Source organism: Mesorhizobium sp. KR9-304 (genome assembly GCF_040049215.1).
Taxonomy (GTDB): domain Bacteria; phylum Pseudomonadota; class Alphaproteobacteria; order Rhizobiales; family Rhizobiaceae; genus Mesorhizobium_K.
The window spans coordinates 627,348-640,329 of the sequence record NZ_JBDZDN010000001.1; the positions used below are offsets into that span (position 1 = coordinate 627,348).

The 12,982-nt window shown below is 64.7% G+C and carries 12 protein-coding genes and 1 pseudogene; 3 read left to right on the forward strand and 10 right to left on the reverse strand.

The genetic code is table 11. The annotated features are described in order from the left end of the window. Positions 1–64 precede the first annotated feature (64 nt). Positions 65–862: a hypothetical protein gene (locus tag ABLE71_RS03020; protein WP_348781879.1), complete on the forward strand. Its 798-nt coding sequence runs from the start codon at positions 65–67 to the stop codon at positions 860–862. A 74-nt stretch (positions 863–936) separates the two neighbouring features. Here ABLE71_RS03020 and ABLE71_RS03025 read toward each other — a convergent pair whose 3' ends face one another. The 3 genes from ABLE71_RS03025 to ABLE71_RS03035 form a co-directional block, all read right to left on the reverse strand. After that, positions 937–1,719 (reverse strand): enoyl-CoA hydratase-related protein, encoded by a 783-nt coding sequence (locus ABLE71_RS03025; protein WP_348783647.1) that lies wholly within the window; start codon positions 1,717–1,719, stop codon positions 937–939. A gap of 17 nt (positions 1,720–1,736) precedes the next feature. Next, positions 1,737–2,375 carry an acyl-homoserine-lactone synthase gene (locus ABLE71_RS03030; RefSeq protein ID WP_348781880.1) on the reverse strand — a complete coding sequence of 213 codons (639 nt, stop codon included), beginning with the start codon at positions 2,373–2,375 and terminating at the stop codon, positions 1,737–1,739. A gap of 103 nt (positions 2,376–2,478) precedes the next feature. Beyond that, positions 2,479–3,186 carry a LuxR family transcriptional regulator gene (locus tag ABLE71_RS03035; RefSeq protein ID WP_348781881.1) on the reverse strand — a complete coding sequence of 236 codons (708 nt, stop codon included), beginning with the start codon at positions 3,184–3,186 and terminating at the stop codon, positions 2,479–2,481. Between the two features lie 369 nt (positions 3,187–3,555). On the opposite strand from ABLE71_RS03035, the gene ABLE71_RS03040 reads away from it, so the two are divergent. After that, positions 3,556–4,311 (forward strand): transporter substrate-binding domain-containing protein, encoded by a 756-nt coding sequence (locus ABLE71_RS03040; RefSeq protein ID WP_348783648.1) that lies wholly within the window; start codon positions 3,556–3,558, stop codon positions 4,309–4,311. Between the two features lie 27 nt (positions 4,312–4,338). Here ABLE71_RS03040 and ABLE71_RS03045 read toward each other — a convergent pair whose 3' ends face one another. Then, positions 4,339–4,752 carry a tellurite resistance TerB family protein gene (locus tag ABLE71_RS03045; RefSeq protein ID WP_348781882.1) on the reverse strand — a complete coding sequence of 138 codons (414 nt, stop codon included), beginning with the start codon at positions 4,750–4,752 and terminating at the stop codon, positions 4,339–4,341. A gap of 156 nt (positions 4,753–4,908) precedes the next feature. On the opposite strand from ABLE71_RS03045, the gene ABLE71_RS03050 reads away from it, so the two are divergent. Then, the gene (locus ABLE71_RS03050) at positions 4,909–6,561 is read left to right on the forward strand and encodes a lysine--tRNA ligase (protein WP_348781883.1); all 1,653 of its coding nucleotides are present in this window, start codon (positions 4,909–4,911) and stop codon (positions 6,559–6,561) included. A 53-nt stretch (positions 6,562–6,614) separates the two neighbouring features. Here ABLE71_RS03050 and ABLE71_RS03055 read toward each other — a convergent pair whose 3' ends face one another. The 6 genes and pseudogenes from ABLE71_RS03055 to ABLE71_RS03080 all read right to left on the reverse strand — a co-directional run bounded on the left by ABLE71_RS03055 (position 6,615) and on the right by ABLE71_RS03080 (position 12,975). Beyond that, positions 6,615–7,259, reverse strand: a complete 645-nt coding sequence (locus ABLE71_RS03055; RefSeq protein ID WP_348781884.1) for a thermonuclease family protein — start codon at positions 7,257–7,259, stop codon at positions 6,615–6,617. A gap of 350 nt (positions 7,260–7,609) precedes the next feature. Next, entirely contained in the window at positions 7,610–8,266 is a 657-nt protein-coding gene (locus tag ABLE71_RS03060; protein ID WP_348781885.1) for a helix-turn-helix transcriptional regulator, read from the reverse strand. A 230-nt stretch (positions 8,267–8,496) separates the two neighbouring features. Next, positions 8,497–9,036 (reverse strand): annotated as a pseudogene (locus ABLE71_RS03065) (thioesterase family protein); the annotation flags it as partial. Positions 9,037–9,055: 19 nt separating this feature from the next. Further along, positions 9,056–11,275, reverse strand: coding sequence for an FAD-dependent oxidoreductase (locus ABLE71_RS03070; protein WP_348781886.1), 2,220 nt, complete (start codon positions 11,273–11,275; stop codon positions 9,056–9,058). A 29-nt stretch (positions 11,276–11,304) separates the two neighbouring features. After that, positions 11,305–11,763 (reverse strand): cupin domain-containing protein, encoded by a 459-nt coding sequence (locus ABLE71_RS03075; RefSeq protein WP_348781887.1) that lies wholly within the window; start codon positions 11,761–11,763, stop codon positions 11,305–11,307. Positions 11,764–11,766: 3 nt separating this feature from the next. Beyond that, complete coding sequence (locus ABLE71_RS03080) at positions 11,767–12,975, reverse strand: acetyl-CoA C-acetyltransferase (RefSeq protein WP_348781888.1); 1,209 nt, start codon at positions 12,973–12,975, stop codon at positions 11,767–11,769. Positions 12,976–12,982 lie beyond the last annotated feature (7 nt).

The following is a 12,982-nucleotide window of genomic DNA, read 5'->3' on the forward strand; positions in this document are numbered from 1 at the left end:
CCCCCGACAGCAGCGCCGCGAAACGCAAGCCCACGCAGGCCAGAAAGAAGAACGAGCCGAAGAAATGCAGCGCCAGCCAGGTGCCCGCCGGCGCCATCCAAAGCGAGGCTGGAAACGCAACAAGGAGCGCGCCGACAACCGAACCCTGCCACGCATTGGCGACAATGCGCGCCGACAGATCCGGGAAACGGTCGAAGAGGTCGGACGTCGCCCGCTTGACCAGAATATTCCTGACCCGCGCGAAAAGCGCGTTCCGGAGAGGTCCGGGCGCCGCGATCTTCAGGCGTCCGGCGATCTTTGGGCGTTCAGCGATCAGCCGGCGCAGATGGCCTATTCCGGTCCCGTCCGGCATGATCAGATAGCTGGTGGCGCCATCCTTCTCGGCGAGCTTGACGGGAATGTGCCATGCGCGGCGGCGCAGAAAGGAAACGGCGAGCTCTTCCGAGACGATCAAGCGGTCCGGATCGACCGACGCGGCAAAGCCGATGCCGATTTCGTCGGCCAGCGCCCGATGGAAGGCCCCCTCCTCGACCAGCCCGGACGACAGGATCTCCGTCTGGAAATCGGTGCCGTTCCTGCTGGCAAGCGCGGCGAAATAGGCGGCGTCGCCGAGCGGCACCGACAGGCGCCGCAGCAGCGGCAGCCAGTCCTCGAGTTCGGGAAACAAGTAGAGGGCGAAAAGAAAGCCGTCGCCGGGCGCCTGCTCTTGCGAAGCAGCGATCCCCTCGAACAGCCTTTCCCGGGGAACCGCCGCATTGTCCCGGTGCGGCAGCTCACCAAACAGCATCGCGCTTCATTGCCGATCCCCCGATCAGCTCATCGCATGGCCTGCCCCGCCCATCGCGGCAGCCATTCAGCTTAGCGCGAATGAAGCCTTAGTCAAACCGGGGGGAAATGCTTGCCGCGCGAGCATGTATATTAGCGCGGCAAGATGTTTCAGGCGGCCATCCGTGCAATGCGGGCCAGGCGGCGCAGCGTCGTTTCGTCCTGCAGCGCCTTGTGGAACAACTCGATCTCCTCGTCGATACGGTCGACGAGGTGCCGCCCGTCGCCGCGCAGCAGCCCGCGCGTCTGGCGCAGTGCCTCGACGGGCTTCTTGGCGAGCTGGCGCGCCCGCGAATGCGTCCACTTCTCTGCATTGACCTCTGCGTTTTCCGGGGCGATCTCGGCCACCAGGCCGAGGTCCTTCGCCTCGGCCGCCGTCAGCGTGTCGCCAAGGCAGAAGAAACGGAAGGCGGCGGCATAGCCGAGGCGCTCCGGCGCGAGGATGCTGGTCGCCGCGTCGGGCACAAGGCCGAGATCGACGAACGGCACCCGGAAAGTGCTCGGCCCGGACGCTATCACCATGTCGCAATGGAAGAGTATGGTGCAGCCGACGCCGACCGCGTCGCCGTCGACGCAGGCGAGGATAGGCTTGGGGAAGGTCGCGAGGGCGCGGAACATGCCGGTGACCGCCTCGATCAGGGCGGCATGCTTCGTCGCGTCGAGGAATTCCTGGAGGTCGCCGCCGAGGCAGAAGCAGCCGGAAAGCCCGCGCAAGACGACGACGCGCGTCTCGTCGTCCCCGGCGGCGGTGCGAAGCGTGGCGGCAAGCCTGTCATAGGCCCGGCGGTCAAGCAGCGGCCTGCCATCGTCGGATGCCACCGTGACCGTCAATACATGATTGCGGAATTCGGTGTGCGGCGGGATGTCCCGGTTCGACCCGACCGCGTCGGGCATGATCTTCTGTGCGATATTCATGACGCCTGCCGCTGCCCGAGTATCTCGGGATAACCGCGAGACAGCACCGGCGCGTGGTGGGCTCGACGGCTGCGCACCACCTCCAGCGTCTGCTCGTTGAAGGTGAGCAGCGTCGCCACGACCTGCTGGCGGCCATAGGTGCGCTGGTAGCCGAGCGGGCGCGCCAGGAAGTGCAACTGCAGCGCGCGCAGCACCCACATCGGCTCGAACTCGATGATCACCTGGTTGACGCCGCGTGGCAGGCCCCATTCGACGAAGCCGGCGATCAGCTCGGTCCCGACCGTCGACACGCCGCGGCGGCCGTCGCGGAAGCCCGGCGCCACCGCGTAGCGGGTGAGTTCGTAGACGTTCGGGCCGGAGGGCGGGTCGTCCACGTAAAGGTCGGTCAACACCTCGGTCAGAAGGTGCGGACGCGTCGTCGGCAGCATGCGCTGATAGCCGGCGAGCTCGCCGTTGCGGATGACGATGTGATGCACCGCCTCCTCATGGTCGAACTGGTCGATCTCCAGGCCGTCGGTCCGATGCAGGTCCTCCCATCCCATCTCCTCGACGAATATCCGATGGCGCAGCCGGTGAACCGCCTCCCAGAGGTCCGGCCGCTGCATCAATTCTTCGGTCGTAAGCGCGTAGAGCACACAAGTCTCCTTGATTTCACTCAAGGCAGACTATGGAGGCGTCCCTTATGGAAAATTACGCGATCGTTTAGGAATGTAACGATCTTCGACTATTTCGCCAAATTTAAATATAACCCCGCCGGATCGCCTCGGCGACCGCCTGGACGCGGTTGACAGCGCCAAGCTTGAACTTGGCGTTGAGCAGATGCTTCTCCGACGTATGCTCGGATATGCCTAGTATCTGCGAAATCTCCCATTCCGACTTGCCGGCGGCAGCCCATGTCAGGCACTCGCGCTCGCGCGGCGTCAGCTCGATATGGTCGATGGCCCGGTTGCCCTCGGTGAGAAGCTGCATGGCGCGACCTATCGCATAGGTCGCGACCAGCGAGATCATGCCAAACTCCTGGTTGGACATCTCGATCCGCTCGCCGCCAAGCGACACCATGACGATCTGACCGTCGAGCGTGACAAGAGGAAAGGCGAGACCGTCCTTCAGCTTGAACTCGCCGGCGTCGCCCATCACGACTTCGCCGTCGCTGTCGATCTTGGTGCCGCCGGCGGCGTCGCTCCACTGGACCGGCGCCGGCAGCTGTTTCATACGGCTGACGACCGGATCATGATCGACATAGTTGCGGGCGACGTAGCGCTCCAGCCATTCGGCCGGCCAGTCGCAGAGCAGAATATGGTCCTTCTGGCGGCCGGTCGGCGTTCCCGAATGCGGAACGGTGCCGGCCATCAGCGCCGTCAGGCCGAAGGCCGACGTCACGCCGATCAGCTTTTCGCAAACAGCGCCCGGCGTGTCGGCTTGCTGAAGCTCGCCGATATAATTCAACGTTCGATCAAAATGACCCATCGCAGCACCCACCCATGTTGCCGCTATCGTGCACCCGCCATCGTGCACTCACCGTAGCCGCCAGAATCGCCCCGCACCATTAACCGTGGATTGCAATATACCACATTCGGTTGCCTTGCGGTAGAAACCTGACTAGGCCAACGAAATGGCGTGGAAGGCCGATGAACAAATCCATTGTGAAACGGCGTGTTTCATAGGAAAAGCGCTTTCCCGGCCGATCCGTTCCGGAGTAAACGCGCGAACCTACCGGCCGGATTTGGAATGAAACTTCGATCCTCAGTCATGGCATTCGCCGCAGCGGCGTTCTTCGCGGTCGCCGCCGGGGCCGCGGAGCAGCCGCCCGCGCCGATGTTCTGGGACGTCAAGGAAAGGCTGCCGAAGCCCAATCTCGGCGAACTGCAGCGCTTGCGCTTCCTGACGACGACGGACTTTCCGCCCTTCAATTATCTCGACCGGGACGGCCGGCTGTCGGGCTTCCACATCGATCTCGTGCGCGCGATCTGCGACGAACTCGGCGTTGCCGACAAATGCCAGATCCAGGCGATGCCGTGGGAGCAGCTCGAAGACGCACTGGAGCGGGGCCGCGGCGAGGCGATCATCGCCGGCATCGCGGTCACCGAGGACACGCGGGCCAAATATGCCTTCTCGCGGCCCTACCTGCAGTTTCCCGCCCGCTTCATGATGCCGAGGACGAGCGCGGCAACCGAACCTGTCTACGAGAAGATCGAAGGCGAGCGGATCGGCGTGATCGCGGGTTCCGGGCACGAGCGGATGTTGCGCGCATATTTCCCTGGCGTGAAGGTGGTCACCTACACGCGCCAGGAATGGCTCTATGCCGATCTCAAGGCGGGCAAGCTCGCCGGCGCCTTCGGCGACGGCATGCGCTTCGCCTTCTGGCTGGCGGGTTCCGAAGCCAGCGGCTGCTGCCGCTTCGCCGGGGGTCCCTATCTGGCGCCGGAATATCTCGGCGTCGGCCTGGCCGTCGCAACCAAGGTCAACGACCCGGCGCTAGCGGCGGCATTCGACTACGCGCTGCAGCAGATCGCTCTCAAGGGGCGCTTCGCCGAACTCTATTTGCGCTATTTCCCGGTGAGTTTTTACTAGCCCTGCCGTCAGGCCCGCTGTCGAGTCCTATGTCAAGCTGCGTCCCCGCGCCTTGTTGGCGCGCTCGATAGCGGCGACCGTCAACGGGTCGATTGCAAGCTCGCGCCGCAGCAGTTGCAGCACGCGCAGCTCCTCCATGCGCATTTCGAGGTCGACGGCGGCAACCTCGAAGGCCGCGGCATAGGCGGTGTCGTGAAGATGCAGCGGCACCGCGTCGCGGGCGAGCGCAATCACCTTCTGGAGGCCGCCATCTTCATGGAGCAGCTTCTGGCAATCCTGCGCGACCTTTACCAGCCGGTCCTCCCTGAAACCCTCGAAGATTGGCCACGACCGCACCACGTCGCCGATCCGCGCCAGCTCGACATCGGTCATGTCGCGGTCGGAGGCGGAGGTCACCACCATCAGATAGATCAACGCCTCGTGGGCGGTCGGTCTCTTCATTGCTTGTCCTCGATTGTAACCGTGTACTAGGAAACCGCCGGGCTGTTCGCAACGAAAAACCCTGAATCGTTGACGTAGCCACATTGGTTACATAGAGCATTGCCGGCAAAGTCCGGCGATGCCGGCGGACAATCGCAACAGCATCGGAAGTCAGTTATGGCGGGTTCGGCCAGCATCGACCTCAATCCTGAGATGCTCGCGGCGGCGGCCGAGAGCCGGGCCTGGCCGTTCGAGGAAGCCAGGAAGATCATCGCCCGCTACAAGGGCCGCGACTTTCCGGAGACGGTGCTGTTCGAGACCGGCTACGGCCCCTCCGGCCTGCCTCACATCGGCACCTTCGGCGAGGTGGCGCGCACCTCGATGGTGCGGCATGCCTTCCGCGTGCTCACCGAAGACAAGGTCAGGACGAAGCTGCTCTGCTTCTCCGACGACATGGACGGCATGCGCAAGATCCCTGATAACGTGCCCGACCGCGCCTTTCTGGAACCCTATCTGCACATGCCGCTGACCTCGGTGCCGAACCCGTTCGGCGGCAGCCACGAAAGTTTCGGGCATCACAACAACGCGATGCTGCGCCGCTTCCTGGACACGTTCGGCTTCGACTACGAGTTCGCCAGCGCGACCGAATATTACAAATCGGGCCGTTTCGACGCGATGCTGCTTAAGGCGGCGGAAAAATACGACGCCATCATGAAGGTCATGCTGCCGACGCTGGGCGAAGAGCGGCAGGCAACCTACAGCCCGTTCCTGCCGATCTCGCCGAAGTCGGGCCGCGTGCTCTACGTGCCGATGAAGGCGGTGGACGCCAGGGCCGGCACGATCACTTTCGACGACGAGGACGGAACGGAGACCACGCTTCCCGTCACCGGCGGCCGGGTGAAGCTGCAATGGAAGCCCGACTTCGGCATGCGCTGGGCCGCGCTCGGCGTCGATTTCGAGATGTTCGGCAAGGATCACCAGACCAACGCCGTGATCTACGACAAGATCTGCGCCATCCTCGGCGGCCGGCCGCCCGAGCATTTCGTGTACGAACTGTTCCTCGACGAGGTCGGGCAGAAGATATCGAAGTCGAAGGGCAACGGGCTGACCATCGACGAATGGCTGACCTATGCGCCGACCGAAAGCCTCGGCCTCTATATGTACCAGCGTCCCCGGCAGGCGAAGAAGCTCTATTTCGACGTCATCCCGAAGGCGGTTGACGAATATTATTCCTTCCTGTCGGCCTATCCGCGCCAGGAGTGGAAGGAGCGGCTCGGCAACCCGGTCTGGCACATGCACGACGGCAACCCGCCGCCGATAGACCTGCCGGTGACCTTCGCGCTGCTCTTGAACCTCGTCAGCGCCTCCAACGCGCATGACAAGGCGGTGCTGTGGGGTTTCATCTCGCGCCATGCGCCGGGCATGACGCCTCGGACGCATCCGGAGCTCGACAGGCTGACCGACTATGCGATCCGCTATTTCGACGACTTCGTGAAGCCCGCGAAGGTCTATCGCGCGCCCGACGAGGTTGAGCGTCAGGCGCTGGCGGCGCTCGAAAAGGCGCTGGGCGAACTGCCGGCCGACGCCAGTGGCGAGGCGATCCAGAACGCGGCGCTCAACGTGGCGCGCCGGATCGAGCGCTACCAGGATCATTCGAAGCAGAGCCCCGAGGGCGGGCCGGGCGTCTCGGTCGCCTTTTTCCAGATGATCTATCAGGTGCTGATCGGCCAGGAACGCGGGCCGCGCTTCGGCTCCTTCGCGGCGCTCTACGGCATTCCCGAGACGCGCGCGCTGATCGGCAAGGCGCTGGCGGGGCAACTCGCCGCTTAAGCGTGATCCCGAAAAGTTGCAGACCTTCTGGATAAGATCATGCGCATGAGGGATTAAGGCGCTGGAGGCGCTGGCGGAAATGCCAGTTGAGGCCCGAGCGTCGGCTGGGGATCGACGCCCTCTTCCGTCATGATCGGCTGGCTCTCCGCCGACGTGCTCACAGGAGCATCGGGGACCTTCGCGACCGAGGAGGTATCGGGCGGCGCACCGAAAATCCCCATCCCGGCATTGCGCGCCTTTTCCTCGGCAACCACGTACGGCCCGTCGGGAGCGGCCCGCGCCCAGCCATTAGCCACCAGCCAGGCGCCGGCATCCTGCTTGGCGAGGCGGCATCTGGCTGATGTCACCGGCTTTTCCTCGTCCGGCAATTGGCACACCAGCGCGCGACCTCTGAGCCACATGCGGAAGGCGGAGCGCGCCCTGACCCCGCAGGGCCACGACACGCCCTCATACACGCAGCTTTCGTCGAGCGGCACGCTTGCGACGCCCGAGATCGCTATGGTGCGACCCATGGATTCGAAGACGGCCGACTGGATCGCCAGCGGCCTGAAGAAAGGCGTGCCCGCCCATTCGTTCTTCACCTCAGGCACCGGCGGCAGGGCGAGGCTGAGCTTGCTCAGTGGCTCGCGCGGCGGCTCGCGCAGTAGCTCCTCGCCAGCGGTAAGCTCGGGCGGGGCGACGATGGCCGGCGCAACCATACGGGAGGGCGCCAGAGGTTTTGGCGGGGGCTGGATTTCCGCAGCCTGAGGAGCCTGTCCTACAGGGACTTGCGACGTCGCTGGAGCTTCGAACGATGGCGACTCCGTGGCGCGGGTTGCCGACTTCGCGGCAGGAACTTCAGCCTCTGCAGCCAGTGGTTCTGCGGCGGGCGAAGCAGCTAACGGCGCTGCCTCGACCCCCGTCATTGCAGCTGCGCCTTCAGCACCGGACTGATCAGGCGCGACCGGTACTACATCTATCGGGCTTTCCACCATCCGCCCGCCGGCGAGCACCACTGCTCCCGCCAACGCCAGCGCCGCGGCCGGCAGCATCAGGGCGCGCACGCCGCCTACTGGCTCGCCCAGACGATGCGGGCCAGCCATTCGACCTCGCCTGCCGCGAGCCTTCTTACCGGATGATCGGGGTTGAGCGAGACGAGATCGACGGCTGCCGCCGTGCGCCGCTCGAGCACCTTGGCCATCACCTCACCGGAGATAGTCTTCACGACCACGCGGTCGCCCTTGCGGACAGCGGCGTTGGGCTGCACCACCAGCATGTCGCCGTGGCGGTAGAGCGGCAGCATGGAATCGCCCTGCACCTGCAGCGCATAAGAGCCGTCGGCGGCGGTCGCCGGCAGTTCGATCAGGTCCCAGCCCTGCCCGGCCGGAAAGCCGGCGTCGTCGAAGAAGCCGCCGGCACCGGCCTGCGCGAAGCCGATCAGCGGCACGGTGGAAGCCTGCGTCGGCAGCGGCCTTGCATCGGGGCGCGGCGACGACTTGCCTTCGATCAGCGAGAAGAACTCGTCGAGCGATGAATTCGTCGCCTCGATGATCTTGGCGAGCGATTCCGTCGAGGGCCAGCGCGGACGGCCGTCCGCCGACTGGCGTTTCGACTTGTTGAAGGCCGTGGAGTCGAGGCCGGCGCGCTTGGCGAGGCCCGACGCCGAAAGCGAATAGCGTGCGGCCAAGGCGTCGATCGCAGCCCAGACGCGCTCATGCGACAGCATGGCTCGTCTCCTTCCAACAGGAAAAAATACCTTTGCGTTCTAGAGCCGCCGCAGGCCGCTGTCCAGCCGAAAGCCGCACTTGCCGTCAGAATTCCCAGGAAGAAACGAGCGCGTTCGTCTCGAGAAGATCAGAGATCGGCTCCATCGTGGTGCGTTCGATCTTTTCGAATCGCCCCCTCCACGTCGATGTCGGCGCTGCCCTTCTCAACGAAGGCGGAAACCGGCGCGCGGCCTTCCTTCGCCAGCGCGCGCAGGCCGGTGTGGGACGCCATGAAAATCCTCTCCGCTTCGCTCGGCGGACGCGGGGCGGCGTCCATGCCGAGCAGCCGTATCACCTCCGCCATGTCCACAAAGCGCCGGGCGGCGCGGTCGTACATGCCGGCGGTGGTCATCACCAGCGCCGCGACTTCGCCATTCTCAAGGATGAAGCGATGGCGGCCGATGATCTGCGAACCGTCCCAGGTTTCCAGCGACGATCAGACTTCAAAACGCTGCCAGAGCCTGATCTCGCGCACGAACACCGTCTGCACGCCGCCGAGCATCGGCGCCCAGCCTTTGTCCCGGGCCAGCCTTACCAGCCCGGTGCGGAAGAACAGGTCTATGCGTCCGACGTCTGCGAGCATCAGGTAGCGGGCATTGTTCAGGTGCCCGTTGAAATCGAGATCGGTCGGCAGGCAGCGGAACGAGAGCCGCCCCTCGCTCCCCGGCAAATAAGGACCGCGGCTCTTGGCCGTCGCGGCCATCCGTGCAAGGCGAAGCCAGACATACATGGCGGGGCGGGATCTTCTCTCACGCCGCCTGTTTCGCGGGGCCCTTCGCATAGGGGTCGAAGCGCTGATAGAAGGTCTCGCCCTTCGCCGCCATGTCGACGAGCAGCTTCGGCGGCTTGAACTCGGCGCCGTATTTCTTCTGCAGCGTTCTTGCGATCGCGACGAACTCCTTGGCGCCGATGCCGTCGATGTAGGACAGCGCGCCGCCGGTGAAGGGCGCGAAGCCGAAAGCCAGGATCGAGCCGACGTCCGCCTCGCGCGGGTCGGTGACGATGCCCTCCTCCATGACGCGCGACGCCTCCAGCGCGATGGTCATGAGGAAGCGCCGCTTCAACTCCTCATAGTCGACGTCCTCGGGCCGCTTCTGGGGATAGAGGTCCTTCAGCCCGGGCCACAGTTTCTTCTTCGCCGGCTTGGGCGGATAGTCGTAAAAACCCTTGCCGTTCTTGCGTCCGAAGCGGCCATGCCTGTCGACCAGCGTGTCGATGAGCTTCATCTGTTCGGAATCGACCGCTTTTTCACCCAGATCCCGCGCAGTCTGCTTCATGATCTTCTGCGCGAGGTCGACCGCCGTCTCGTCGGTCAGCGCCAGCGGGCCGACCGGCATGCCGGCAGCCTTGGCCGCGTTTTCGATCATCGGCGCCGGCACGCCCTCGATCAGCATCTTGTAGGCTTCCGACATATAGCGCAGCACGCAGCGGTTGACGTAGAAGCCGCGCGTGTCGTTGACCACGACCGGCGTCTTCTTGATGGCGCGGACATAGTCGATCGCGGTCGCCAGGGCCTGATCGCCGGTCTTCTTGCCCAAAATGATCTCGACCAGCATCATGCGGTCGACCGGCGAGAAGAAATGGATGCCGATGAAATTTTTCGGCCGCGCGGAATTCTTCGCCAGCGACGTGATCGGGATCGTCGAGGTGTTGGAGGCAAAGATCGCACTGGCTTTCAGAGCGGCTTCGGCCTTCTCGGTCGCGATCTTCTTGACGCCCGAATCCTCGAACACGGCCTCGATGACGAGGTCGGCTCCGGCAAGGTCGGCGTAGTCGGCCGACGGCGTGATCAGCGACAGCAGCTTCTCCTTCTCCTCGGGCTTGGCGCGGCCCTTCTTCACGGCATCCGAGATCAGGCCGTCCGAATGCGCCTTGCCCTTCTCGGCCGCCTCCATGTCGCGGTCGATCAGCACGACCGGAATGCCGGCCTTCGCCGTGACATAGGCGATGCCTGCGCCCATGAAGCCGGCGCCGATGACGCCGATCTTCTTGAACTTGGTCTCCGGCACGCCGGCCGGACGGCGCGCACCCTTGTTCAGCTCCTGCAGCGACACGAAGAGCGAGCGGATCATCGCCGCCGCTTCCTTCGTCTGCAGGATCTCGGTGAAATAGCGCTGCTCGATGCGCAAAGCCGTGTCGAACGGAACCAGCAGGCCCTCATAGACGCATTTCAGGATCGCCGCGGCGGCGGGGTAGTTGCCGTAGGTTTCGCGGCGCAGGATGGCGATCGCCGGCGGCCAGAGGTTGGCGCCGGCCGCCGAATAGATCGGACCGCCGGGCAGCTTGAAGCCCTTCTCGTCCCAGGGCGCCACCGGCTTGAGGCCGTTCCTGATCATTGCCTTCGCCGCATCGATCAGTTTGTCGGCCGGGGCGATCTCGTGGATCAGGCCCATGGCCTTGGCCTTCTGCGGCGATAGCTGCTGGCCCGAGGTCATCATCTGCAGCGCCTGCTGCTGGTCGGTGAGGCGCGGCACGCGCTGGGTGCCGCCGGCGCCCGGGAAGAGACCCACCTTCACCTCGGGCAGCGCCATCTTCACCTTGTCGCTGTCAGCCGCGACGCGACCGTGGCAGGCGAGCGAAAGCTCGAAGGCGCCGCCCATGCAGGCCCCGTTGATCGCCGACACCCACGGCTTGCCTGATGTTTCCAGCTTGCGGCAGAGCGAGCCCATGCGACCGACTCCGTCGAAGAGCAGCTTGGCTGCCTTCTCCGGATTCTTCGCCTTCTCCTTCTGGAACAGGCCAAGCATCTTCTGCAGCATGGCGAGGTCGGCGCCGCCGGAAAAACTGTCCTTGCCGGAGGTGATGACGGCGCCTTTGACGCCGGCATCCGCGACAACCGCGTCGATGATCTTCTCCAGCTCGTCCATCACCTCCTCGGTGATGACGTTCATCGAGCGGTCCGGCATGTCCCATGTAACGAGCGTTATGCCGTCGGCGTCGGTTTCAACGGTGAAATTGAGATAGCTCATATGACCTTCCCCAAAATGTCGGCGCGGCATCAATAGGGTGTGCCGTCCTTGCGTGTGTATCGTGTGGAGCGGCTGTCGACCTCGACCCGCATATCGATGTCGGAATATTCGGCGGTCTCGACCGGTGCGCGGGTCCCGACCTCGAGCAGAACGACCTCGGATCCGCTCCTGTTGACAATGTGGTGGCCGTTGCGAACGCCTGCCTTGAAGCCGGCTGCATCGCCGGCCAACAGAATCGTCTCGCCGCCGTTCTCGACCAACGTCGCCTCACCCGACAGGATGTAGACGAATTCGTCCTCGTTATGGTGCCAGTGGCGATGCGCTGTCGCCGCGCCGGGAGCGAGCGTGGTGAGATTGACGCCGAACTGGGTCAGTCCCACCGCGTTGCCCAGGCGCTTGCGGAAGCGGCCTTCAACCAGCTTACGGAAGGGCTCCGGATAACCGGTGCCACCCTTCCGTTCGATCGCTTCGATCTCGATCTTCGGCATTCCTCAGACCCGCTCGATGATGGTCGCCGTCCCCATGCCGGCGCCGATGCAGAGCGTCACCAGCGCTGTGTTCAGGTCGCGCCGCTCCAGCTCGTCGAGCACGGTGCCCAGGATCATCGCGCCGGTGGCGCCGAGCGGGTGGCCCATGGCGATGGCGCCGCCATTGACGTTCATCTTGTCGTGTGGGACGTCGAAAGCCTGCATGAAGCGCAGCACCACCGAGGCAAAGGCCTCGTTGAGCTCGAACAGGTCGATGTCCGACAGCTTCATTTTCGCGCGCTTCAGAAGCTTCTCGGTCACGTCGACCGGGCCGGTCAGCATGATCGCCGGCTCCGAGCCTATATTGGCGAAGGCGCGAATCCTGGCGCGCGGCTTCAGCCCCATCGCCTTGCCGGCCTTCTTCGAACCGAGCAGCACGGCCGCCGCGCCATCGACGATGCCGGAAGAATTGCCGGCATGGTGGACGTGATTGATCTCTTCCAGCTCCGGATAACGCTGCACCGCAACCGCGTCGAAACCGCCCATCTCGCCCGGCATGACGAAGGACGGGTTGAGGGCCGCCAGAGACTGCATGTCTGTCGCGGGCCGCATGTGCTCGTCGCGGTCGAGGATCATCAGGCCGTTCTGGTCCTTGATGGGAATGACCGAATTCTTGAAGCGGCCCTCTTCCCAGGCCTTGCCGGCGCGCTTCTGGCTCTCCACCGCGTAGGCGTCGACGTCGTCGCGCGAGAAGCCGTATTTGGTCGCGATCAGGTCCGCCGAGATGCCCTGCGGCACGAACCAGCCGGGCAGGCCGACCGACGGATCCATGTACCAGGCGCCGCCCGACATGCCCATGCCGACGCGGCTCATCGATTCCACACCGCCGGCAATCACGATCTCGTCCGCGCCCTGCACGATCTTGGCCGCGCCGAAATTGATGGCGTCGAGTCCGCTCGCGCAGAAGCGCGAGATCTGCATGCCCGGAGCCTTGGTGTCGTACCCGGCCTCGAAGGCGGCCGAGCGCGGAATCACCGCGCCCGCCTCGCCCACGGGATCGACGCAGCCGAAGATGATGTCGTCGACCTGGCCGGTATCCAGCCCGTTACGGTCGCGCAGCGCCTCCAGCACTTTCGCGCCGAGCCGCACCGCCGGCACCTCGTGCAGCGCGCCGTCCTTCTTGCCGCGTCCGCGCGGCGTGCGCACGGCGTCATAGACATAGGCTTCGGCCATCAATGGC

What these genes read in the sequence shown, in the direction of transcription:
- ABLE71_RS03020 (WP_348781879.1), top strand. Translation starts at nt 65, where the DNA reads ATGCAGCGCCAGCCAGGTGCCCGCCGGCGCCATCCAAAGCGAGGCTGG.
- ABLE71_RS03025 (WP_348783647.1), bottom strand. Translation starts at nt 1,719, where the DNA reads ATGCCCGACGCGGTCGGGTCGAACCGGGACATCCCGCCGCACACCGAA.
- ABLE71_RS03040 (WP_348783648.1), top strand. Translation starts at nt 3,556, where the DNA reads ATGTTCTGGGACGTCAAGGAAAGGCTGCCGAAGCCCAATCTCGGCGAA.
- ABLE71_RS03045 (WP_348781882.1), bottom strand. Translation starts at nt 4,752, where the DNA reads ATGAAGAGACCGACCGCCCACGAGGCGTTGATCTATCTGATGGTGGTG.
- ABLE71_RS03050 (WP_348781883.1), top strand. Translation starts at nt 4,909, where the DNA reads ATGGCGGGTTCGGCCAGCATCGACCTCAATCCTGAGATGCTCGCGGCG.
- ABLE71_RS03055 (WP_348781884.1), bottom strand. Translation starts at nt 7,259, where the DNA reads ATGGTTGCGCCGGCCATCGTCGCCCCGCCCGAGCTTACCGCTGGCGAG.
- ABLE71_RS03060 (WP_348781885.1), bottom strand. Translation starts at nt 8,266, where the DNA reads ATGCTGTCGCATGAGCGCGTCTGGGCTGCGATCGACGCCTTGGCCGCA.
- ABLE71_RS03070 (WP_348781886.1), bottom strand. Translation starts at nt 11,275, where the DNA reads ATGAGCTATCTCAATTTCACCGTTGAAACCGACGCCGACGGCATAACG.
- ABLE71_RS03075 (WP_348781887.1), bottom strand. Translation starts at nt 11,763, where the DNA reads ATGCCGAAGATCGAGATCGAAGCGATCGAACGGAAGGGTGGCACCGGT.
- ABLE71_RS03080 (WP_348781888.1), bottom strand. Translation starts at nt 12,975, where the DNA reads ATGGCCGAAGCCTATGTCTATGACGCCGTGCGCACGCCGCGCGGACGC.